This window comes from Romboutsia sp. 1001216sp1 (assembly GCF_039841805.1).
Lineage (GTDB): Bacteria > Bacillota > Clostridia > Peptostreptococcales > Peptostreptococcaceae > Romboutsia_C > Romboutsia_C hominis.
The window spans coordinates 62,964-87,353 of sequence record NZ_JBDPHA010000004.1 but is presented as its reverse complement, the minus strand read 5'-3'; the positions used below and the strand labels follow the sequence as shown (position 1 = coordinate 87,353).

Annotated in this window: 27 protein-coding genes; all 27 read right to left on the bottom strand. The window is 27.4% G+C overall.

The features are described from left to right. Positions 1-12: 12 nt before the first annotated feature. Positions 13-1,185 (bottom strand): phosphopentomutase, encoded by a 1,173-nt coding sequence (locus tag ABHC41_RS05910; protein WP_092924478.1) that lies wholly within the window; start codon positions 1,183-1,185, stop codon positions 13-15. Positions 1,186-1,209: 24 nt separating this feature from the next. Then, the gene (locus ABHC41_RS05905; RefSeq protein WP_092924476.1) at positions 1,210-2,082 is read right to left on the bottom strand and encodes a tyrosine-type recombinase/integrase; all 873 of its coding nucleotides are present in this window, start codon (positions 2,080-2,082) and stop codon (positions 1,210-1,212) included. A 10-nt stretch (positions 2,083-2,092) separates the two neighbouring features. Then, positions 2,093-2,698 (bottom strand): hypothetical protein, encoded by a 606-nt coding sequence (locus tag ABHC41_RS05900; RefSeq protein ID WP_271892363.1) that lies wholly within the window; start codon positions 2,696-2,698, stop codon positions 2,093-2,095. 62 nt (positions 2,699-2,760) lie between these two features. Beyond that, positions 2,761-3,291: an NUDIX hydrolase gene (locus tag ABHC41_RS05895; protein ID WP_092924473.1), complete on the bottom strand. Its 531-nt coding sequence runs from the start codon at positions 3,289-3,291 to the stop codon at positions 2,761-2,763. After that, positions 3,266-4,357 carry a DUF3866 family protein gene (locus ABHC41_RS05890; RefSeq protein ID WP_166505840.1) on the bottom strand — a complete coding sequence of 364 codons (1,092 nt, stop codon included), beginning with the start codon at positions 4,355-4,357 and terminating at the stop codon, positions 3,266-3,268. Before ABHC41_RS05890 ends, ABHC41_RS05895 begins: the two co-directional genes overlap by 26 nt. 4 nt (positions 4,358-4,361) lie before the next feature. After that, positions 4,362-5,186 carry a glycosyl transferase gene (locus ABHC41_RS05885; RefSeq protein WP_195581353.1) on the bottom strand — a complete coding sequence of 275 codons (825 nt, stop codon included), beginning with the start codon at positions 5,184-5,186 and terminating at the stop codon, positions 4,362-4,364. A 7-nt stretch (positions 5,187-5,193) separates the two neighbouring features. Then, the gene (locus tag ABHC41_RS05880; protein ID WP_166505841.1) at positions 5,194-5,886 is read right to left on the bottom strand and encodes a glycosyltransferase family 2 protein; all 693 of its coding nucleotides are present in this window, start codon (positions 5,884-5,886) and stop codon (positions 5,194-5,196) included. 16 nt (positions 5,887-5,902) lie between these two features. Then, the gene (locus tag ABHC41_RS05875) at positions 5,903-6,778 is read right to left on the bottom strand and encodes a copper transporter (protein ID WP_195237275.1); all 876 of its coding nucleotides are present in this window, start codon (positions 6,776-6,778) and stop codon (positions 5,903-5,905) included. Positions 6,779-6,794: 16 nt separating this feature from the next. Continuing rightward, the gene (steA, locus tag ABHC41_RS05870) at positions 6,795-7,916 is read right to left on the bottom strand and encodes a putative cytokinetic ring protein SteA (RefSeq protein ID WP_092924464.1); all 1,122 of its coding nucleotides are present in this window, start codon (positions 7,914-7,916) and stop codon (positions 6,795-6,797) included. A gap of 123 nt (positions 7,917-8,039) precedes the next feature. Beyond that, entirely contained in the window at positions 8,040-9,353 is a 1,314-nt protein-coding gene (locus ABHC41_RS05865) for a polynucleotide adenylyltransferase (protein ID WP_166505843.1), read from the bottom strand. A gap of 140 nt (positions 9,354-9,493) precedes the next feature. Next, positions 9,494-10,306: a sporulation transcription factor Spo0A gene (gene spo0A / locus ABHC41_RS05860; RefSeq protein ID WP_092924460.1), complete on the bottom strand. Its 813-nt coding sequence runs from the start codon at positions 10,304-10,306 to the stop codon at positions 9,494-9,496. 134 nt (positions 10,307-10,440) lie between these two features. Further along, positions 10,441-11,460, bottom strand: coding sequence for a SpoIVB peptidase S55 domain-containing protein (locus ABHC41_RS05855; protein ID WP_271892370.1), 1,020 nt, complete (start codon positions 11,458-11,460; stop codon positions 10,441-10,443). 71 nt (positions 11,461-11,531) lie between these two features. Continuing rightward, complete coding sequence (gene recN, locus ABHC41_RS05850; RefSeq protein WP_092924456.1) at positions 11,532-13,214, bottom strand: DNA repair protein RecN; 1,683 nt, start codon at positions 13,212-13,214, stop codon at positions 11,532-11,534. A 38-nt stretch (positions 13,215-13,252) separates the two neighbouring features. Next, a complete protein-coding gene (locus ABHC41_RS05845; RefSeq protein WP_092924454.1) occupies positions 13,253-14,065 on the bottom strand; it encodes a TlyA family RNA methyltransferase in 813 nt (270 codons plus the stop codon). A 4-nt stretch (positions 14,066-14,069) separates the two neighbouring features. Continuing rightward, positions 14,070-15,938 carry a 1-deoxy-D-xylulose-5-phosphate synthase gene (gene dxs, locus ABHC41_RS05840; RefSeq protein ID WP_271892373.1) on the bottom strand — a complete coding sequence of 623 codons (1,869 nt, stop codon included), beginning with the start codon at positions 15,936-15,938 and terminating at the stop codon, positions 14,070-14,072. 273 nt (positions 15,939-16,211) lie between these two features. Further along, positions 16,212-16,649 carry a divergent PAP2 family protein gene (locus ABHC41_RS05835; RefSeq protein WP_092924450.1) on the bottom strand — a complete coding sequence of 146 codons (438 nt, stop codon included), beginning with the start codon at positions 16,647-16,649 and terminating at the stop codon, positions 16,212-16,214. Positions 16,650-16,658: 9 nt separating this feature from the next. Beyond that, complete coding sequence (locus ABHC41_RS05830; protein ID WP_166505846.1) at positions 16,659-17,546, bottom strand: polyprenyl synthetase family protein; 888 nt, start codon at positions 17,544-17,546, stop codon at positions 16,659-16,661. A gap of 2 nt (positions 17,547-17,548) precedes the next feature. Then, positions 17,549-17,764, bottom strand: coding sequence for an exodeoxyribonuclease VII small subunit (gene xseB / locus ABHC41_RS05825; protein ID WP_166505847.1), 216 nt, complete (start codon positions 17,762-17,764; stop codon positions 17,549-17,551). Positions 17,765-17,766: 2 nt separating this feature from the next. Beyond that, entirely contained in the window at positions 17,767-18,972 is a 1,206-nt protein-coding gene (xseA, locus tag ABHC41_RS05820; protein ID WP_166505848.1) for an exodeoxyribonuclease VII large subunit, read from the bottom strand. Continuing rightward, positions 18,944-19,921 carry an O-sialoglycoprotein endopeptidase gene (locus ABHC41_RS05815; RefSeq protein ID WP_092924442.1) on the bottom strand — a complete coding sequence of 326 codons (978 nt, stop codon included), beginning with the start codon at positions 19,919-19,921 and terminating at the stop codon, positions 18,944-18,946. Before ABHC41_RS05815 ends, xseA begins: the two co-directional genes overlap by 29 nt. After that, positions 19,902-20,405 carry a transcription antitermination factor NusB gene (gene nusB, locus ABHC41_RS05810; protein WP_092924440.1) on the bottom strand — a complete coding sequence of 168 codons (504 nt, stop codon included), beginning with the start codon at positions 20,403-20,405 and terminating at the stop codon, positions 19,902-19,904. The genes ABHC41_RS05815 and nusB overlap by 20 nt, the downstream gene beginning before the upstream one ends. A gap of 76 nt (positions 20,406-20,481) precedes the next feature. Then, entirely contained in the window at positions 20,482-20,844 is a 363-nt protein-coding gene (locus tag ABHC41_RS05805) for an Asp23/Gls24 family envelope stress response protein (protein ID WP_092924438.1), read from the bottom strand. A gap of 142 nt (positions 20,845-20,986) precedes the next feature. Beyond that, positions 20,987-21,637, bottom strand: a complete 651-nt coding sequence (locus tag ABHC41_RS05800; RefSeq protein WP_092924436.1) for a SpoIIIAH-like family protein — start codon at positions 21,635-21,637, stop codon at positions 20,987-20,989. Between the two features lie 25 nt (positions 21,638-21,662). Beyond that, the gene (locus ABHC41_RS05795; protein WP_092924434.1) at positions 21,663-22,208 is read right to left on the bottom strand and encodes a stage III sporulation protein AG; all 546 of its coding nucleotides are present in this window, start codon (positions 22,206-22,208) and stop codon (positions 21,663-21,665) included. 14 nt (positions 22,209-22,222) lie between these two features. Beyond that, positions 22,223-22,789 (bottom strand): stage III sporulation protein AF, encoded by a 567-nt coding sequence (locus tag ABHC41_RS05790; RefSeq protein WP_092924432.1) that lies wholly within the window; start codon positions 22,787-22,789, stop codon positions 22,223-22,225. A gap of 10 nt (positions 22,790-22,799) precedes the next feature. Further along, on the bottom strand, positions 22,800-23,987 hold the full coding sequence (gene spoIIIAE / locus ABHC41_RS05785) for a stage III sporulation protein AE (RefSeq protein ID WP_166505850.1): 1,188 nt from the start codon (positions 23,985-23,987) through the stop codon (positions 22,800-22,802). Positions 23,988-24,001: 14 nt separating this feature from the next. Next, entirely contained in the window at positions 24,002-24,388 is a 387-nt protein-coding gene (gene spoIIIAD, locus ABHC41_RS05780) for a stage III sporulation protein AD (protein ID WP_166505851.1), read from the bottom strand. Positions 24,389-24,390: the final 2 nt, after the last annotated feature.

The following is a 24,390-nucleotide window of genomic DNA, read 5'->3' as shown; positions in this document are numbered from 1 at the left end:
TCTCCTCCTTGACTATTTAAGTATTTGTGATTTAAAACTAGTTCCATTTTTAGTCATTTTTGTATCTAATATATCTGCTACTGTAGCACCTATATCTGCAAAACTTTTTCTTATACCTAAGTTTACACCACTCTTGATATTTTTTCCATAAATTAATACAGGTATATACTCTCTAGTATGATCCGTACCTTTGTAAGTTGGATCATTACCATGATCAGCATTTATTATAAGTATATCATCTTCCTTTAAAGCATCTATTATTTCTGGAATTCTAGCATCGAATTCCTCTATAGCTTCTTTATATCCTTTTACATTTCTTCTATGTCCATATTTTGAATCAAAATCAACTAAATTAGTAAATATTAATCCTTTATTTTCTTTATTAATGTAATTTATAGTTTGGTCTACTCCATCCATATTATCTTTAGTGTGTATAGCTTCCGTTATACCTTGTCCATTAAATATGTCTTCTATTTTACCAACGCCAATTACATCTAGTCCAGCTTCTTTTATATTATCTAATACCGTTTTTTCAAAAGGATTTAATGAGTAGTCTCTTCTGTTAGAAGTTCTTACGAACTCACCTTTTCCTTTTCCTATATATGGTCTAGCTATAATTCTAGCTACTGCATTGTCTCCCATCATTATTTCCCTAGCTATTTCACACATTTTGTATAATTCATCAAGTGGTATTATTTCTTCATGCGCTGCTATTTGGAATACACTATCTGCTGATGTATATACTATTACATCTCCTGTTTTCATTTGATGTTCTCCATATTCATCTAATATAGCAGTTCCTGATGCTGGCTTATTTCCTACAACTTTTCTTCCTGTTCTTTTTTCAAATTCATCTATTATTTCTTTTGGGAACCCATTTTCAAATGTTTTAAATGGAGTTTCAACTAAAACACCTGTCATCTCCCAATGTCCTGTTGTAGTATCTTTTCCTTGAGAAATTTCTTCACATTTTCCAAAACAACCTATAGGAGAATCTACTCCTTCTACAAAATCTACTTCGTCTATATTTCCTATCCCTAATTTTAATAAGTTAGGTATCTTTATATCCTTATGTGTTTTTATTATATTTCCTAAAGTATTAACACCTTCATCTCCAAATTTTTTTGAGTCTGGAAGTGCTCCTATTCCTACACTATCAATTACAATCCATACAACCCTATTCATATTATGTCCTCCTTTTTTTGTAGTTTATTTCCTAGGATGTTTTTCTTTTATTTCTCTTCTCATATTCTTATTTATGTGATTTAAATATGATTGCAAACTAGATAAATTGCTATTTCCTAATATTTTGCTTACTACAGCAACATTAGCACCTTCATTTAAAAGATGAATAGCAAAAGAATGCCTAAGCATACTTGGATTTATGTTTTTATCTATATTAGCTAAATTAGCATATTTTTTAATAAGTTTCCATAAGCCTTGTCTTGTAAACCTTTGTCCTAAGGAACTTACAAATAAAGCTTTTTCATCTTCATTTGCCAATTCAGTTCTTGATTCATTTATATATTTTTCTAAATACTCCTTAGATGTATTGGATAAAGGTATTATTCTTGGATTTTTTCCTTTATCACAGCATATATAGTCTAAATCTAATTCTACAGAATCTATATCCATATCTATAAGCTCTGATACTTTTATACCTGTACCATACAATATTTCAAATATTGCCTTATCTCTTATTTCTTTAGGTGTATTTAAATTTTTAAAATCTAAAAGCCTTTTTATTTCTTCCTCTGTTAAAATATCTAAACTATTTTTCTCTATTTTAGGCTTTTTTATATTTCTTGCAGGATTATTTTTACTTATACCATAAAAAAATAAATAATCATGAAAAGATTTTATTGATGATATCATTCTAGATACTGTTGCTACAGATATATTTTCCTGTTCTAATCTTATTATATATCCTATAATATCATTTTCTACAACATTATCTAAACTTATCATCTTTTCTTTTAAATAATCAACATATCTTTTTATATCTATATAGTAAGATGATATAGTATTTTTAGATAGATTCTTACTGTTTAGATATTTTATGTATTCCTCTACAACCTCCATAGCAAACTCCTTATCTGACTAGGAACTTAATCATACCTATACTTATAGTATTTAGTACAACTTGTAATATAACTGTAACACTTATTATAATTATAACATTTAATATAAATCTTTTTACTAAAAATATCATATTTTCTTTTCTTTTGTGCTTAATTTCTAATAACATTTTTTTTACATAATCAAATGCCACTAACGTTAATATAACTGTACCAGGTATAGTAGCTAAATTTTTCATAAATAAAACAAATATCATTTTTATTGATTCAAAATTTAGTGCTAATATCATACTATTTATAGTATAGCCTATTGATAAACCTTTTAGCATAAATATTATAAGCACTACTGGAAAAGTTATTACTAAGACTGAAAAAAAAGCGACACAAGCCATAAAGCTTAAATCTATTTTTAAATTTGATAATATAGCTTCTTTTATTCCTTCTCTTGAATTATAGTACTCACTTATAAAACTAATATCTTTTATTATTTCATCTTGATAACTTGGCCATATTTTATTTAGATAAGATCCAAGTGCTACAAATACAATAAATATTAACCCAATAAGTACTATTTGTCTGTTAAGTTCTTTAAAATTATTTTTTCTATATGTTCTTCTCAAATTTATAACCTCCCCTTTTACCTTACAAAATAGTATGTATAAAAAGAGGAGGTTATGACATTTTATATTAATTCTCTAGCTATTAAAATTCCAATTGCTGTTTTTGCATCTTCTATTTCATTTTGAATAACCATGTTATAAGCTTCTTCTAAACTTATAGTATGTACTTCTATATCTTCATCATCATTTAAATTTCTTTCACCTACAGTAATATCAGTAGCTAGATATATGTATATTTTTTGATTAGAAAAACCTGCTGATGTATAAAACTTATGTATTAGTTTTAAATTTGAAGCATCGTATCCCGTTTCTTCTTTTAGTTCTCTTTGTGCACATTCTTTTGGTGTTTCACCAGGTTCTAACTTTCCTGCTGGTATTTCCCATATAACTTTTTCTATTGGTTTTCTAAATTGTTTAATTAATACTATTTCATTATTTTCATTTAATGCTAATATACCAACTGCACCAGGATGTTCTACTATTTCTCTTTTTTGATATCCTTGGTTTATAGTCTCTACAGTATCTACTTTTAGGCTGATTGTTTTTCCAGTGTATATTTTATCACTACTAATAGTCTTTTCTTCTATCACCATCACAAACCTCCATTAAATAATATGCAGCACTACTTGCAGCCTCGAAAAACTCTTTATCTTGTTCATAATTTCTTCCCATAGTTCTTACCTTCAGGCCAAAATAATCTAAGTCTTCTTTAGTATTTTTATTATCTATATATACTATATTATGTCTATTTAAATCATTTTCTTCTATTTGTGCTCTTATTTTATTTAATTTATCACTTTCATAATTTGATATTGGTATTGTTATATCAACATTTACAATTTCTTTAAAAATAGTAATACTATGGTGAGATATTCCATTATGTCTTTCTCTTTTATCTGCAAAACTAATTCTAGGTATAGCTATAGGATTTCCACCAAGTTTTTTTACTGCATCTAATATAGGTCCTTGTTCTATTCCTGTAAATCCATATTTAGTTCCAGTACCTGCAATTCCAGGTCCCATACTAACAAATACACAGTCTGCATTTAATACTTCTTTAGCAGTTATTAAAGCTGTATATATATTTATACATTCATAATCCCCTCCGAATGCATTCCCTATAGTTATAGTATAGTCTATTAATCCTTTACTTTTTAAAGTTTCTACATTTTTACTTAGGTATATCGGTAATGCAGCTCCATCTGTCATTATATATACTATTTTTTTATCTTTATTATTTCTTTTATATGATGCTACAAAAGGTGTAAGCATACTATGAAGTGTCCCAACAACAACTGGCATATCATTTAAACTTTTAAAGCTTGATATTTTATCATGATAAGTACTTTCTTGTTCTTCAACTGAATCTACCTTAACTTGTAGTGGCGTATATCTTAATTTCATAATATGACCGCCTTCTGTAAAGCTTGATTCTATATTATTTAGATTAGTTATTACAAAATGATATCCTCCAGTACCTAAACTTAACTCAACAGCTGTTGTATTTAATACAACCTCATCACCTACATTTACACTCCCTGTCATCTTAGGGTAGTTGTATGCTTTTTGTATTTCTCCATTTATATTAACTCTTATATCTTCTAATTTTTCACTCTTATCTTTTATAGAATCTACAATTCCTATTCTTTTACTTATCATAAGTTTACCTTCCTAATTTATCTATGAAATTTAAGAACTTATTTTTCTCTATTATCTTAGTTAAAGAATACTTCTCTGTAAGTATATGTATAAATATTAAAAATACTAACCAAGCTAATCTAATATTAAATGAATACCCCATACATATAAGTATTCCTATAGATATACCTAAAACATTTGATCCTGTGTCTCCCATCATAGCTTTAGCTTTTAAGTCGTAATTAAAATATGCTAATACATTTGGAAGCAGTAAAAGAAGTAGACTTTTTTCAAATCCTGCTAATGTTAAAAGTAAAACTAACCCTATTATTAAATATACCTTTATAGCTCTTCCAGGCCTTAAATCTAATAAGTTCATAAGATTTGTAGAAAGTGCTATTATAAGAGTATTTACAATTATATCTAATATATCTTTAGATATTGCTATAGATATTAATATACCTATAAATCCTCCAAATAATGCCTTAAATCCACCTGTTGTAAGCTTTCCTTTAAACAAACTCTTAAAATGTCCTTTAAGCCCACTAACATCTCTATTTCCTATTATATCGTCTAATATTCCTGCAAAGAACATTGCTATTATTCCAAATATGAACATAAATAAATATAGTAGCTTATTAACATCATTAGTTACAAATCCTATAATAATACCATTTATTATTATCATAGGTAAAAATACTATACCCATACTAACTGGTATCATATCTTTTTTATAATTTGGTCTTAATACATTACTATCTATTAATAAATTTTTAAATAAAGGGATAACAACATAGGTTCCAAGCAATCCTGTTATAAATAAAACAGTATAAAGTATATAATATTTCACCTATATACTACCTCCATTCTTTATTTTTTGCTTTTAAAACTTTCTTTATATGGTAGTATTGTTTTCCCCTATGAATAAAACCTTTTAAATCTCTTCCTGTTTCACTATGAGTCATATTTACTAATACTTCTTTGATTGTGTAACCGTATTTTAATATGTCTATAGTCATACCTACTTCTACACCATAACCATATGGAATCTCTTCAAATTTTTCTAATACTTCTTTTTTAAATATCCTTTGTCCTGATAAAGTAGAGTCTAGTTCTACACCTGTCATCTCAAATACAGATTCTTTAGCTAATCTTTTTACAAATCCTAGCCCTCCCTTTTTCTTTGCAGGAGGGAATTTTGCTATAATAACATCGGCTTCGTTGTTTAATATAGGCATGATAAGTTTTTTAACTTCACTAGCTGAACTTCCTAAATCTCCATCTAAAAATCCTATTATATCTGCATTTTCCATAGCTATTTTTAACCCATAGTTTAATGCGTATCCTTTACCTCTATTTTTATCTAATTTAAACACTTTTATTTTGTCATTTTTAACACTAGATGCTATTTCTGTAGTATTATCGCTAGAACCATCATCTACAACTACAATTTCATCTATTTCATTTATATCAGTAATGCTTTCTAATGTGTCCTTGATCTTATCTGCTTCATTGTAAGCTGGTATTATTATACTTATGTAAGAACTCATATTTTTTCTCCTTTTCTTATTTCTTATAAGGGAATAATTGTTTTGCACTTTCTAATCTACCAAAATCCCCTGTAGCTCCTTTTTCATTTAATAATATAGTTAAAGAAACTTTACCTATTCCTTCTTCAATATTATCTATAGTTGCTATTTTGTTTTTAGAATATAAGTCTATATAAGAATTTTTAGTATTACTTTTTTGAACTCCTACTATATATTTATTTTGTTCTTTTAATTTAGTTATTAAAGCTTCATCTATCTTATCAAAGTTTTCTTTTTGAGCTTTATCTTCACTTCCACCTGTTAAAACTACAGAATCATAATCTATATAATTTTCTGCTATAGATTCTACTTTAATTAACTCTAAACGTTGAAGATTTTCTAACTTAGATATACTACCTTCTTCTTTTAAAGATTCTGCTATATAATTTATAACATCTTTTGCATTGTTTAGTTCAATTGAAAGTTCTTCTGATGCTTTCTTTAAAGCATCTTTATTTTCTATATTGCTAGTAAGTACTATATCAAATGCTACATTTCCTCCAGCATTTTGTATTATACTTGCAATTTCTTTACTATAATCATTTTTTTCATTTGTAGATATTATTCCTATATTTTTATTTACAAGACTATCTTTTATTATCTTATCTGAATTTTGATTTATTATGGCTATTGCTTCATCATAATCTTTATTTAAATTAGTTAAATTTTCTTCTAAGTTATCATTTGTTGTTTTTAGTACTTCAAACTTACTATCTAAATCTTTGATCATACTTGCTTGTTGTTTACTAAGTTCTTGATCATAATTTAGATTAAATCCTACTAACATACCAATTCCTAAAGCTATAAAAATAGCTCCTATGGTAACTATATAATATTTCATGTTTATATGCATTTTTTTCCTCCTAAATCTACATTTGTAGTAATAGCTTTAATTTTAGCTGCATTAGATGTATAAACTGCTGAACACTTGGAGAGAAAGAGGCTAGTATAAGTATTGGGAATAAGGCAGTAGCTATTAATGCCCATATATACTTCATCTTTAACTTACTTCTATATAGTAGGTTAACTCCTTTCGCATCTATAAGCTTTGATCCTATTTTTAATCTTACTAAGAAAGTACTTGCCATACCCTTTCTTCCTTTTTCTAGAAAATCTATCATATTAGAATGAGTTCCAAGAGCCACTATAAGCTCTGCTTTGTACTCGTAAGCTATTAACATAGCTATATCCTCACTAGTTCCAGGTGCTGGAAATACTATAGCATCTAGCCCTAAATCTTGAACTCTTTTAAGACCTGGTGCCCTTCCATCTGTATAAGCATGTACGATTATCTCACCTGCTTTTTTAAGAGCTTCATCACTAACACTATCCATATCTCCAACTATAACATCTGGAGTATAACCAAACTCTAGTAACGCATCCGCTCCTCCATCAACACCAACTAATATTGGCTTCACTTCTTCTATGTATGATAATATTGTGCTTAAATCTTGCTTATAATCTTGTCCTCTTACAACTATTAGTACATGCCTATTAGCGTAATTAGTTTTAACTTTAGGTATTTCGACTTCTCCTAATATGAATCCTTTTTCTTTCTTTGCATAATCAATAGTATTATCTATGAACCTATCTAGTTCAACTGCTAAGTTTTCGTATGCTTTTTTTAATTTGACTGCTACTTCTTCTTTGCCTAATACTTCACCTTGTCCTAAAAATTTATTGTCTCTATAAATTTTACCATCTATAATTTCAATATTTTGACCTTCAGACAACTCATTAAATAATTCTTCACCTATATTATCAACTATAAGAATATTTTTTTCAGTTAGTATTCCAGGTCCTTTATTAGGATATCTTCCACTTATAGAAGGTGATGCATTAATAACTAGCTTTACTTTACCTTCTACTAAAGAATTCGCTGCAACTTCATCTATATCTATATGATTTATAACAGCTATTTCTCCACCCGTAAGTCTCTTTGCAAGCCTCTTTGTTTTTCTATCTACTTTAATAGGGCCTTCGACTCTCATAAATTAAACCTCCGATATCATTTTTAAAATCACATTACATTATAGCATTATTTAACGACAAAATAAATGTTTAAAGTCAGTTTATAATTTTATATAAGGATTTTTTAAATATATTTGTATATTTTAATCAATCTTATTTAACCTTGATAAATTCATCAACTCACTTTTGCTGTTTTTTTCAGGGTTACATATTACTATTTCTAAAAGGAGATTTAACTGTTCTCCTATTGATTTTCCACTATACCCCATCAACCTTAAATCGTTCCCGTTTATATCTAAATCATTTATTTTATAGCATTCATTATTTTTAGCTATTTCTTCTATAAATTCTGTATATTTATCTATTGAATGTTTTCTTATACTTAATTCTTCAATCTCTTCACAATCACCTACTTTTTTGTAATATATTTCCTTCAATTTTAAAATATCTTTTAAATTATCAATTCCTATTTTATTTAGAATTTTTTTAATACCAATTTTATCTAAATCTATATTATCTATTAGCATATAGTCAATCATATTATTTATGTATTTTGTTACATTATTTGGATATTTCAGTTTGCTTACAATATTATTTTTTCTTATATTTTTATTGTAAAACTCTATTTTTTCCTTTGTCTTATTTAGTCTTTTTGTGTTATTTTCTAAAATTAAAAATTCTATCATCAATAGTCTTTGCTCTAAACTAATATTACACTCTTTTAATATTGTTAACTTTGTACAAAAATCTTCATAATTCTCTACATGAGAGTATATCTCTAACTCCTTAAATATATTCAAACTATATAATAATCCTAGTTTTTGAGGGTTTTCACTAAGTATGATTTTTTTTATTTCATCACTTACTCTTTCTCTGCTAATATTTTTTAATATACTAGAATTTCTTTTTATACTTTCAAATGTTTCTTTTTCTATATCAAATCCTAGTTTACTGCTAAATCTTATAGCTCTTATTATCCTAAGTCCATCTTCAATAAATCTTTCATCAGGATTACCTACTGTTCTTATTTTTTTATCATGTAAATCTTTAACTCCATCAAAATAATCGATTAGTTTATCTTCTTCATTATAAGCCATAGCATTTATTGTAAAATCTCTTCTCTTTAAATCATCTACTAACTTTGATGTAAATTCTACATTTTTAGGCCTTCTATTATCTTCATACTCACCTTCAACTCTATATGTTGTTATCTCATAAACCTCATCTTCTATTAAAATACCTACTGTTCCATGCTTTATTCCATTTTCTATTATTTTATAGCCTTTAAATATATCTATTATTTTATTAGGTTTTGCACTAGTTGTTATATCATAGTCATTTGGTAAAATACCTAATATACTATCTCTGACACATCCTCCTACTATATAAGCTTCTTCACAATGTTCTTTTATTTTTTCTATTATAAATTTTACTGATTTCGGTAAATTTATATACATCACATATCTCCTTAATTTATATATATTTATAAGATAACCAAATTTTAAAATATATAATACTTTATACTCACTTGTTTACACTTTGAATATAGCATTATAAAAGCCTTCTTAATATTAAGAAGGCTTTTATAATGCTATATTTATTTAACCATACTATGCTCTAATCTTAATTTATCTGCTATCATAGCTATAAATTCAGAATTTGTTGGTTTTCCTTTTGTATTATGCACTGTATAACCAAATAGTTGATTTATTGTATCAACTTTACCTCTACTCCATGCTACCTCTATAGCATGTCTTATAGCTCTTTCAACTCTACTTGGAGTAGTATTAAATTTCTTAGCTATACTTGGGTATAATTCCTTAGTTACAGCTCCTAGTAATTCTACGTTATCTATTACCATCTTTATAGCTTCTCTTAAATAAAGATATCCCTTTATATGAGCTGGAACACCAATTTCATGTATTATATTAGTTATTTCTGTTTCTATATTACCTACATTTTTGACAAAGTCACTTCTTGTCATTTGTATATCAGCATGAGCCCTAGGCTTTATGTCTGCATGTGCAGGTCTGTTTGAAACTAATTCTCTTATTCTATTTATAAATATTACAAAATCAAAAGGTTTAACTATATAATAGTCTGCTCCTAAATTTATTGCACTTTGTGTTATTTTGTCTTGTCCTACAGCTGATAGAACTATTATTTTTGGCATTTTAGGTATATCCATAGAATTTAACTTCTCTATAACACCTAATCCATCTAAATGTGGCATTATAACATCTAGCACTAACAAATCTGGTTGTAACCTTTTTACTAAATCTAGTGCTTCTATACCATCTTTTGCGATTCCTAATATTTCTATATCACTTTCATTAGATAAGTACTCCTTAAGTACCTGACAAAAATCCTTGTTATCATCTGCTAAAACTATTTTTATTTTATCGCTCACTTAAACTTCCCCCCATTAATAAAACATCTTCTCTTTTATATAAAAATTAAAACCCTTTATACTTAAGCATATTCGACATAGTAAAATTATATTCCTTCAATATATTTGAAATCTATTGAAAAATATATTAAATTTTAATTTCTCTTATCTAATTCTATCATCTCATCTATAAAAATACCATATCCTTTTTTGGCATTATCTTCAAAAACATGTGTTAATGCCCCAACTAGCTTATTATTTTGTATAATAGGGGCACCACTCATGCCTTGTACTATACCGCCTGTATAATTTACTAATTTCTCATCAATAATTTCTATAACTATGTTTTTATCTACTTTATTTTCATATATATTTTCTATATTTATGTCATATGGATATACATATCCTTCCTCATTTTCAAGTAAAATACTTGCTTTACCCCTTTTTATTTCATTCTTGTTTCCCACTTTTATAAGAGGTAATTTGTGTTTTATGTTGTTTATTATATTTCCCTCTATACCTTCATTATCATTATTGCTAAATGTTCCTATTAAGTTGTATTCATCCAAATTACAATCAAAATTACCAATAACACTCTCTGTTGATTTTTCTAGATTTACTTCTGTTGGATAATATACACTACCTTCTTTTATTTTTAATATTTTACTTGTATCAAAATCTTTTATAGGATGTCCTATTGCTTTAAATTCTTCATTGTCTGGATCATAAAACGTCATAGTTCCAACTCCCGAAACTTTATCTCTAACCCATAAGCCTAACCTTTTTTCTTCGTCTTCTACTTTTAATTTTATCTTTATAACTAGTTCTTTACTATCTCTCTCAACTGTTAAATATACAAAATCTTCTTTAATATCTTTTATATATTCGTATATATCATAAGCATTTTCGATTTTTTTTTCATTTATTTTTATTATGTTATCCCCTTTTTTTATCCCTCCTATATACTCTAATGATTCATCTTCATAACCTATTACTAATGCTCCATCTGTTTTAGCTTTTATTCCAATTAGATTACCGCATGGATAAACATACTTATTACTCTTATTTACAGCCTCTATATAGTAATTTTTTATACCATCATAAGTTATAGATATTAAAAGTATAGCTACCATAATTGCTAATGTTAAAAATACTGAATTTCTTTTAATTTTCATAAGTATATCTCCTCTTTTATATATATACTTATAGTTCCTATTTTGGATTTTTTTATACAAAAAAAGAAGCCCTAAAGGCTTCTTTTTGCTAGTTCTATTATTTCACTTGCGTGTTCAATAGTTTTTTCTGTTATATTACTTCCAGCTATAAGTCTAGCTATTTCATCTCTTTTTTGGTCCTTGTCTAACTTTCTAATAGTAGTAAATGTTCTTTCATTATCTGTACTCTTCTCTATACAATAATGAGTATCTGCATTAGCAGCAATCTGTGGTAAATGAGTTATACAAATAATTTGCTTTTTCTTTCCTATATTACTAAGTTTCTCTCCTACTATTTGTGCTGCTATTCCACTTATACCTGTATCTATTTCATCAAATACTAATGTATCAATTTGGTCTATATCCGCAAGTATGGTCTTAAATGCTAGCATAAATCTAGACATTTCTCCACCTGAAGCTACTTTATATATAGGTTTAATATCTTCACCTAAGTTAAATGATATCATAAACTCTATATCATCCATTCCTCTAGGTGTGAATATTCCTTGTTCAAAATTTACTTTAAATGCAACATTTTTCATATTCAAGCTTTTTAACTCTTCTAATAGGACTTTCTCTAACTGTTTAGCTACTATCTTTCTTTGAGAAGTTAAGGCCTCAGCTCTTTCTTTAAGTTTACTTTCAAGCTTATTTAATTTAAGTTTAAGCTCTTCTACTCTTTCATCTCTATTTAATATTTCATCTAATCTATTCTTTATATTTTGATGATAATCAAATATTTCTTCTATAGTTTCTCCATATTTTCTCCTTAGGTTATTTATTTCATCAACTCTAAGTTCTATTTGTTCTAACTCATATGGTTCAAAATTTATATTTTCTTTATAATTTCTTATCTCTCTTGATATATCTTGAAGCTCATACATTATTCTTTCTATCTCATTATTATAATCACTTAAACTTTTGTCATATTCACATATTGATGATAGTTCTTTTACTGCATTACCTATTAAATCTACTGCATTAACCTGACCTTCATATAAATTTTGATAACTTATATTTAAATTTTTAAAGATTTTTTCACCATTTCTATAGACGTCCCTTTGTTTTAGTAAGTCTTCATATTCGTCCTTGCTAAGATTGGCAGATTCTATTTCATTTATTTGAAACTTTAATAAATCTATCTCTCTTTGAATTTGCATATCATCTTTATTTTCAGTTAATATATTTAAAGCTTTTTTTACATCACTATACTCATCATATATTTCTTTATATGAAATTTTGAATTCTTCTAATTCATGTTCTCCAAATAAATCTAAAAATTCTAGATGAGTATCTTTATTGAATAATGCTTGTGTTTGATGTTGACCGTGAACATCTATAAGCTTAGATGCTATTTGCTTTAAAACATTCATCTTAACAGTTCTTCCATTAACCCTAGCAACACTTTTTCCATCACTATATATTATTCTAGTTATAACTAGTAAATCATTATCATCTAGTTCAAGATCATTATCATTAAGTACTTTTATTAAATCTTTATTTTTAGAGTGAAATATAGCTTCTACTACACCTTTTTCAGTTCCTTTCCTTAAAAAAGATCTATCATATTTCTCTCCTAAACAAAGTCCTAATGCATCTATTATTATAGATTTTCCTGAACCTGTTTCTCCTGTAAGTATGTTCAAATTTTTATCAATATTTAAACGAAGCTCCTCAACAAGAGCACAATTTTTCATATATAACTCAAGGATCAATTCTAAATCCCCCTCTTTTAATAAATCATATAAATGTTTTACTTATTTAGATTATGAGAATTTTCAACAACTTCTATTATCTTATTAGTATGTTGTTCTTTATTAAACTCATATCCTTCATTACCATTTCTTAAGTGTATTAAATACTCTATATTTCCTTCAGGACCTTTTATCGGTGAGTAATCTAATCCTAATATTTCAAATCCATTTTCAACAGCAAAATTAGATATCATTTCTATAACTTCAATATGTGTTGATTTTTCTCTAACCACACCTTTTTTACCAACTTTTTCCCTACCAGCTTCAAATTGTGGCTTTATTAAAGCTACGATTTGACCATCTGGACGTATTAATTCCTTGCATTTTGGTAGTACTAGCTTTAAAGATATAAAAGATACGTCTATAGATGCAAAATCTGCAAACTCTTTAGTTTGTTCTATAGTAACATGTCTTATATTAGTTCTCTCCATGCAAACTACTCTCTCATCTTGTCTTAATTTCCATGCAAGTTGTCCATATCCAACATCTATAGAAAATACTTTTGATGCTCCATTTTGAAGCATACAATCAGTAAATCCTCCTGTTGATGAACCTATGTCCATACACACTTTTCCTTCTAATGTTAAATCAAAGTTATTCATGGCTTTTTCAAGCTTTAATCCACCTCTACTTACATATGGTATTGGATCTCCTTTTACCTCTATCTTAGCTTCTTCATCAACATCAGAACCTGCTTTATCACATCTTTGATTATTTACAAATACAAGACCTGCCATTATTGCCTTTTTAGCTCTTTCTCTACTTTCAAAGTATCCTTTTTCTACTAATAATAAATCTATTCTTTTTTTCATAAAATTACCTTTCTAGTTTACAGTCTTTTACTCTCATTGCTATCTTCTCTGGAGATAGACCTATTGTATCATATATTTCATCTGCATTCCCATGAGGTACAAATGCTTCTGGAAGACCTAAATTCATAATATTAACATCAATTTTATTATCTGTTATATATTTATTTATTCTACTTCCAAATCCACCTATTATTGTATTATCCTCAATAGTTATAACCTTTTTATGAGTTTTTAACAAATCTGATAAAAGATTTTTATCAATAGGCTTTAAGAACCTTGCGTTAACTATTGTTGGATTTATATCCTCTTTTTCTAATAATTCTTTAGCTTTAAGAGCATGTTTTACCATATTTCCTATTGCTAGTATAAGTATGTCTTCTCCTTTTGACAATACTTCATAACTTCCTACTTTTATAGGTTCATACTTACCACTTTCTAAGTAATAACTACCCCCTCTTGGATATCTAATAGCTACAGGCTCTTTTAATTCTAGAGATAAATCCATCATTAACTCTAGCTCTTTGCAATCCTTAGGAGCCATAACCGTTATATTTGGTATTGCATTTAAGTAGCTTAAATCAAACATACCATGATGAGTTTCACCATCATTACCTACTATACCAGCTCGATCTATAAGGAATGTTACAGGTTTTTTAGTTATACATACATCATGTATTACTTGGTCATATGCCCTTTGTAAAAATGATGAGTATACAGCAAAATACGGTTTTAATCCATTTTTTGCAAGTCCTGCAGCAAATGTAGTTGCATGTTGTTCTGCTATACCAACATCATAGTATCTATTTGGGTATACTTTTTCAAATAGATTTAATCCTGTACCCGATGGCATAGCTGCAGTTATTGCACATACTCTATCATCTTTTTCTCCCATAGATACTAATTTCTCTCCAACTAATGAAGATATAGATTTTGTACCTGATGATTTTATACCTTCTCTTATATCAAATTTTGACACTCCATGATATTTATGTGGTTCATTTTCTGCAAATCTATATCCTTTACCTTTTTTAGTTATAACATGAAGAAGCTTTGGCCCTTTTTTTTGTTTGCATTTTTCTAAAATTTCTATTAATTCTTTAATATTGTGCCCATCTATAGGACCATAATATTTTATTCCTAAAGACTCAAATAACTCGCATTCTTGAGGAATAAATGTACTTATTATACTATCTTTAAATTTATTGGCTGTTTTAGATATTAACTCTCCTCCAGGAGCTATATTTAATATCTTTTCAACTTCATTTTTTACTTTATTAGCTGCTGAGTTTCTAACTATACTAGATAAATACCTAGACATTCCACCAACATTTTTATCTATAGACATTTCGTTATCATTTAATATAACTGTCATATCTGTTTTTGTATGTCCTAGATGATTTAATGCTTCTAGTGCCATACCACCTGTTATTGATCCATCTCCAATTACAGCTATGACATTACTATCTTCACCTTTTATATCTCTTGCACATGCAATACCATGTGCCACTGAAATTGATGTGCTACTATGACCTGTATCAAATATATCATGTGGACTTTCACATTCTTTAGGAAATCCACTTAAACCATTTAATTGTCTTAGTGTATTAAATTCTCCTTTTCTTCCAGTTATCATCTTATGTACATAAGATTGATGCCCAACATCCCATACAATTTTATCTTTCGGACTTTCAAATACCTTATGCAATGCTAGTGTAAGCTCTACAACCCCTAGATTGGAAGCTAAATGCCCTCCTGTTTGAGAAACAGATTTAACTAAAAATTTTCTTATATCCTTTGATAGTTCATCCATTTGTTCAACGTTCATCAACTTTATATCACTTGGAGAGTTTACTTTATCTAAATATTTATACATATAATCCTCACCTTTATTTATCAGCTATTAATACAATTAATAGTCTATAGTTTACTTTATACAAATTTTATTTATAAAATTCTAACATCTAAAAAATGAATATACCTTAGTATTGACTAAGTTATATTCATTTTATAACCGTATTAAAATATTTACTATTTCAAGTATCTTAATCTATATAAAATTTAACTATCTATAATTTTACTTATAGACATATAATTTTAATACTTTTGTCAAATACGAATTATATCATACATTGTATATTTTTTCAATTTACACGAAGTATAATGCTACTAATATACCTAGTATAGCCCCAAACAATACTTCTTTAGGAGTATGACCTACTAGCTCTTTTAATCTTTCATGCTTTATTGGTTTTCTATGTTGTACATCATCTATAATTTGATTTAGTATTGCCGCTTGTTTTCCTACAGAACGTCTTACTCCAGTTGCATCATACATTATTATTAAAGAGAATACACATACTATAGCAAAATCAGTTGATTGAAATCCCCTTTCTATGCCAACTAGTGTTGATAAGCTAGTTACAAATGAGCTATGAGAACTTGGCATACCTCCTGATGTAAATAATCTAGAAATTTCTATTCTCTTATCTTTTCCTGTAAATATTTTTATAAATTGTGCTAAGAAACAAGCAAATATACTTATCCCTAAAACTTTGTTGCTAAAAATTTGTGAAAAAAAATCCATCGTTCCTCCTTAATACTCTCTGTCCACTATATAATCAGCTAAACTGCTTAAAAATTCTGTATCATTTGATATTTGTGTTAATGCTTCTTTAGCTTCTTTTATTAATCTATTCGCTTCTTCTTTTGACTCTTCTAGTCCTATTAAGGATGGGTAAGTAGATTTATTATTGTCTATATCACTTCCTACTTTTTTTCCTAACTTAGACTCATCTCCAACTATATCTAATATATCGTCAACTATTTGGAAGGCTAGTCCTATATTTTTTGAATATTTAGTTATATTTTCTAATTCATTATCATTTGCATTTCCTATTATAGCTCCCGCTCTCATACATCCTATCATTATAGCTGCAGTCTTATTGTTATGTATATAATCTAATTTTTCTTTAGATATTTTCTTATTTTCACTTTGAACATCTACTACTTGTCCACCTATCATACCATTTATTCCTGCAGCTGATGCTATCTCATACATAGCATTTAAATATTTGTTTGGATTTTCTTTGTTCATAGAACCTAAAAGCATAACTTCAAAAGCATAATTTAAAAGGGCATCTCCTGCAAGTATAGCCATATCTTCACCAAATACTATATGATTTGTTTTTCTACCTCTTCTTAAATCATCATTATCAAGTGCTGGTAAATCATCATGTATTAAAGAATATGTATGTATCATTTCTATTGCCATAGCAAATGGTATCGCATCCTTATAATCTCCACCTACTGATTTACATGCTTCTAATGTAAGTATCGGTCTTAACCTTTTTCCACCTGCACTTAAACTATAATTCATAGCCTCCATTATAGTTTTTTGATATCCTTCTTCTTTTGGCATATACTCCTTTAATAATTTTTCTATATAGCTTGCTTTTTCTTTTAGCACTGCTTTAAATTCCACGTTTATTCCTCCCTAATATCAAATTCTTCTTCTACACCTAATTTATTAAATTTACTTATTTTAAATGTCGCATCATCTAAAAGCTTATTACAATATTTGTAAAGACTTATACCTTGTTCATACAAACTTAATGACTCATCTAAACTAGCATTTTTAGATTCTAATTTTTCTAGAATTTCCTCTAATTTTTTATAGGCTTGTTCATACGTTAGATTCATGTCTATACCTCTTTTGATTTTATTTTTTCAACAGTACACTCAATACTTCCATCTTTTAAAACTATATCTAAGTTATCTTTAAAATCTATCTCTTTTATACTGTTTACTGTAACTCCATGTTTTGATAATATACTATACCCTCTATCTAATGTTGATAAAGGGCTCATATTATGAAGTATTGCTCCAGTTTTTGAAAGTCGATCTTTTTCTGTGTTTAATTTCTTTTCTGCTTCAAGTGTTATTTTATCATATATCCTATCTAATTGTATAATTTTATCTCTTATTATATAGGACTTAATATAACTATTTATCTTATCCATAGTATGATTTAGTCTATGCTCGCTTATATTTATATTACTAGTTAATGATTTATTCATTCTATTTAATATGTTATCTAGTTTAAAATTTAATTCTTCTAATGATGGTGTTGCTATTTCTGCTGCTGCCGATGGTGTAGGTGCTCTCATATCACTTACAAAATCACATATAGTAAAATCTGTTTCATGCCCTACCGCAGATATTATAGGTATATTAGACTCAAAGACTGCCCTAGCTACCATTTCTTCATTAAATGACCATAGTTCTTCTATAGAACCTCCACCTCTACCAACTATAATTGTATCTACGTTATCCATCATATTAAAAAATTTTATCCCATCACATATATCATACTTTGAACTTTCACCTTGGACATTAACAGAATATAACTTTATATTAACTTTTGGGTATCTTCTTTTTACTACGTTTACTATATCTCTTATAACTGCACCTGTTTGTGATGTTACTACACCTATAGAATTTGGTATTTTTGGAATAGGCTTTTTATATTTATTGTCAAATAATCCTTCTTTTTCTAACTTTTCTTTTAATTTATTAAACTCTATATATAAATTTCCTATACCTTCTGTTTCTATAGAATTTATATACAACTGATAAGAACCATCTCTTTCATACACAGATATATATCCATTAGCTATAATCTTAGTCCCATTAGTTAGTGCTAAGTCTTTATTATAATTATTTTTAAATATAACACAATTTATTTTTGAATTTTCATCTTTTAAAGATAAGTATACGTTTCCACTACTATGTATTTTAAAATTTGATATTTCTCCTTTTACTTTTAAATTGTATAAGATAGGGTCATTGCTTAATATTCTTTTTATATATGAATTAGCTTCACTTATAGTTAAGGCTCTTATTTTCAAATTTTTTCACTCCTATTAAAGCACAACCAACAGCATTGTCTGTTGCGTACTCCGGTTTAGTAAAATATGCATTTATCTTATATTTTCTTAATCTATTTGTTAACTCTTTTGATATATACTTACTAGCAGATACCCCTCCAGCAAATACTATATCTTTTATATTGTATTCTTTACTTATATGCTCTATTGATTTTATCATATTTCTAACTACTGCATCTAAAACTAATTTACTTATGTACTCTTTGCCACAATTATCTATTATATTATCTATTTGATTTTCAAGACCTGATAGATTCATATATCCTTCTTTTACAGAAGTTTTTAAACCTTGTTTTATTGCAGACTCACAATTTAGTGCATTTTCATCTATATATTTACCACAAGGGAAATCATATCCCATCTTAACTCCAACTCTATCTATAAGTTGTCCAAAACTTATATCCTTGCTTCCACCTACTATTTCTATGTCATAGCTTTCTTTATTTTTAGTGCAAAGCAGTATTTCTGTTGTCCCTCCTGACATATGAACAGATAAGAACTTTTCTTTATTTAATTTATTATCTAAAAGACTTGCTTCTATATGATTTTCTTGATGAGTAGTTTCATATAAATCACAACCTATCATTGTTGAACACAGCTTAGAAAAATTATATCCTACAGTAAATACTGGCATATAAGAGTTTTTAATTGGTCTTGGTTTTGTAGATGCGCATATTCCAACTATATTATATTTATTTATAATCGATTTTATTTTACTGTCTATTTCTCCTAAATTATTTATATGCTGAAAAACAGCTTCACTTTGCCTTAATCCCTTGCTATCTTTTTTTACTTTAAGTAATATTTTTTCATTAAATATTACTTTTTTATCTAAAGATATAGCTGCTATAGAAGTTGTATAGCAGCTAGTATCTATTCCGATTATTATATTATTTTGATTCTGTTTCACTAACGACACTTCCTAATATTCCATTTATGAATTTAGGAGTTTTGTCATCACAGTATAATTTAGCCATTTCTATAGCTTCATTTATTGAAACTTTATTTGGTATCTCTTCTACAAATAATATTTCACATATAGCTAGTCTTAATATTGCTAAGTCTACCTTTGCCATTCTATTAACTGACCAATTTTTAGCATATTTGTTTATCATTGCATCTATTTCGTCCGATTTTTCACTTAATAATTTACACATTTGAGCCATATATTCTCTATCTATAACATCATCAGCTTTTAAATTTTCTAATTTTAACTCTGGGTTATTTGAATATTGTAATCTAAGCTCTTCATATCTATTTGTTATGTATTCTAATTGATCATTTAAAAATTTATCTAATACATCACCCATATCTTCTTTAGTTATTTGAGTTTGATATATTAATTTCATCATATACTCTCTTGTAGTTACTTTTCTCGCCTTATCATTCTTCATTAGTCTTAATCCTCCTCTAATTGATATTATGTACATATTACACAATAAAAAACCCTCTGATTTTCAGAGGGTTTGATTAACTTTTCTTAGCTTGCTTAGCTTCTTCTCTTTCAGCTTTTTCTTTCTTAAAGCTGATTCCTTGAACATGTATATTAACTTGAGAAACATTTAATCCTGTCATTGTCTCAACAGTGTTTTTAACATTTTCCTGAATTTTAAAAGCTATGTCTGGTATAGATACACCATACTCTATCATAACCATAACATCTAAGCTAACTTCCTCTTCTTCTACTTGTATTTTTACACCATTATTTTTAAATAATTTATCTGTTAATGTTGTATTCGTTTCAACGCCTTCTATCTCTAATGCTGCAAGACCTGCTATAGTAGATATTACATCATTAGATATTTTAACTTGTCCAAAATCATTATTTTCCATGATAAACTTACCCCCTTATATAAGGAACTATTTTATAACTATAATAATACCAAATACCATTAAACTTTGCAAGGAAATAACCTTAGTTAAATTCTAAGGTTATTGTTTTCCTTATATTAATATGTATATTTTTTGTTTTATATTAATTTTCATTGTTCATAATTTTTATATTTTCATAATCTACTTTTGCTTCTTCTGCTACTAAATCAAATACTTTTGCTGCATCTTTCTTTTCAAATTTTTTCTCATTTACTACAACATTTACACTTTCATCACTTATATATACTAGTGCATTTTCAAAACCTTTAGTACTTAATAAGTTTTCTATTTTAAGTTCAGTTTCCTGGTCTTTAACTAATTTAAGCTTCATATTTGATGCTTCTTCTCTAGCTTTATCCGAAGTAGATGGATTATTTATCATTTCGTTTAATTGTCCACTTAATTCATTTCTTTGCTTTTCTCTAGTCATTTTCATATCTAGTATATATGTAGACTTTTTCATATTTTTTTCTGATGTTAATTGACTTTTTATCTCCTTACTTGTTTCAGTTACCTTTTCATTAACTTCGCTTTTTTTACTATCTACGACTTCTACATCGTCTTCTTTATCTTTTTTATTTTCAGATTTCTTTTCTGAGTTTTTCTCTATTTGAGCTTCTTCATATGCTTTTAGCTCTTGACCTGTTTCTATAGCTGATTTTTCACTTAACTTATAATTCACAGCTCCTACTACTACTAACATCGCTGCTAAACTTACTACAACAAAACCTCTACCCTTATAATCAAACTTCATTTTTATCCCCCCAGTTTAATATTTATTACTTTGTGTATACTTCTACTTGATGCCCTGCTACCTGAAGAGCAGTTTGTACAGCATCATAAAGTGTTTCTTTAACAGTCGGGTCACTAGCCCCACTTGATACTACTATTACACCTTTTATACTTGCTTCATTAGTTTTTAATACTATTGGTTCATTTGAACCTGATGTTATTATAGTTTTATTATCACTTGATGTTGTTATAGTTCTTTCTCCTCCCTTAGTATCTTTTTCTTCTGTTTTTTCTGTAGTTGAGTTTGAATTATATGCAGGTTGAATTTCTTCACTAGACTCAAATGTTATCATTACATCTACTTCCCCAGCTCCTTCTATTTTTGATAGTATTTCCTTTAGTTTACTTTCTAAATTTTTTTCTTGATTTGAAGAGCTAGTAGTTTCTGGTTCATTTTTTTTAACTACTTCTTTTTCTTTATTATCTTTTGGTGATAAACTTGGCATTGCGATAAGAGCTATTGCACAAACTACTACTAAAGATAATAATGTGTATATCTTTTTTTTATCTTTTTCATTTAGGTTTTTAAACATTCCCACAACTCCTATTAATCAATTTCTATAGTTTCTATAGATACATCTAGTATCTCTATTAAGTCCTCTTTTAGTTTATCTTCATCTATTCCTTTTTGACTTTCATCGCTTTCATTAAAAGCTTGTTTTATTTTTTCTTTTTCTTTAGATTGTATGTCCTCTTTTCCACTTTTATTACTACTTTTTTCTTTAACTTTTATATTTTCTATATCAGATCCATTTATATCTACGTCTTCTAATTCATATCCATACTCATCTAACTTTAGCTTTAAGACTTCTTTAAGTCCATCTTCATATCCTTTACTTAAGCTATCCTTACCTGTTTCATTTGCCAAACTATTCATACTATCTACATATTCTTTATTATATTTAGCCATAGACTTTAAAATAGTGTCCTCCAATCTAATATTAGATGAAAATATATTTATAATTGGAGTTAAAACTATAAACACAAATATGAAATTTAATACTAAATTTATATATGGTTTTATTTTAGACGATGGTAAAATCATATTAACTACATTTACTATAAAAGCACCTATTAGTATAGTTATAATCCACTGTTTTATACCTTCTAACATAACCCACCTCTTATCCTTGAGCTACTACACTTATTGAAGTTATTATTGCTACTGTAACAAAAAACATTATTGCAATTGCGATTATGCAAGCCAACATTACTACCATTAAGTTGGCTATTTCATTTAAAAAACTTGATATTTTCTCTTCTCCTATAGGCTCTACTACTATAGCAGATATTTTATAAACCAATACTACAGATAATATTTTTATAACTGGAACCAAACAAATTCCAACTATTAATACAAGGCCAATTCCTCCAAATACACCTTTTATAAGCTGCGATGATGAGAGCAGTATATCAACTGAATCAGATACAAAATTACCTACCACTGGAATAAAGTTTCCTAAGGCAAATTTAGCTGTTTTAACTGTAAAATTATCTATATTTTTTACATATAAGCCTTGCATAGATACAAGTCCTAAATATATGGTAAACATTGCTCCTATAGAAACTAAATTTATTTGTCTTATAAAAGATGATAGTTTTTTTAGTTTTATACTTTGAGATAAATTATTTACGACTAGAATTGCAAATGCTACAGAAATTGATACGAATAAAAATTGTTTAAAAATTATATTTATGAATGCAACTCCACCTATAAATATTGGGTTTAAAACTGTTGATGTAATAGGAAATCCTATAAGCACCAATAATGTTATAAGTATAGGCATTATTACTTTCATTAAATTTACGGTGGAATCTATAGTATCATTACATATTGATAGTATATCTTTAAATCCGACTAGCGTAAGAGATACTATTGTTATAAATATTATATAAGTAATTATCTGACTTATTGCTCCCGATGAAAAAGAGTTTTGTAAACTTTTAAGTAAAGATGATAATAGTGCTAGTACTAATATTAGTGATGCTACTTTTAGACTTGCTTTAAATTCATCAAATAACATATATTTTATAGATTCTTTATTAAACAAATCTGTTATTTTCTTTTCTCCACTTATAAGCTCTTTTATAAATACTTTTAAATCAACCTCTTCTACTACTACCGAATCCTGTATAAAATTTTCTATTTCTCCTATGTTTATTTTTTCTAATTGACTATCTATATAATTATCTATACTTTTCTTTGTTTCATTATAGTTTTCATCTTTATCATTTTCATTTGAAAAACTTATAGAAAAAGATGCCATAATCATAAATATCGTAAGTATAGATGCTAAAAAGCTTTTTTTCATATGTAATCATTCTCCTACGGGATAATATTTATTATCATCTCTACAATAGATAAGAGTATTGGAAAAGACATAGTCATAACTATTACTTTTCCTCCAAATTCTAATTTAGAGGCTATACTTTTTTCTCCACAATCATTACAAAGTTGTATTGCAAATTCCATAAGATAGGCTATCCCTATTAATTTTATTATTAAAGTTATATATACAGATGGTATATTAGCTTTTTGAGCTAAGTTCTGTATGCTTTCAATTATAAAGTTTAGCTTAAATATTACAGATAAAAGTATCGTTACCCCTGCAATTATTGCTATGAAATTTGCCATCTCTGGTCTTTTAGGCCTTATAATTAAACAAATAGTCATTGCCAGTATAGCGACTCCAATAAGTTTTATAATTTCCAAAG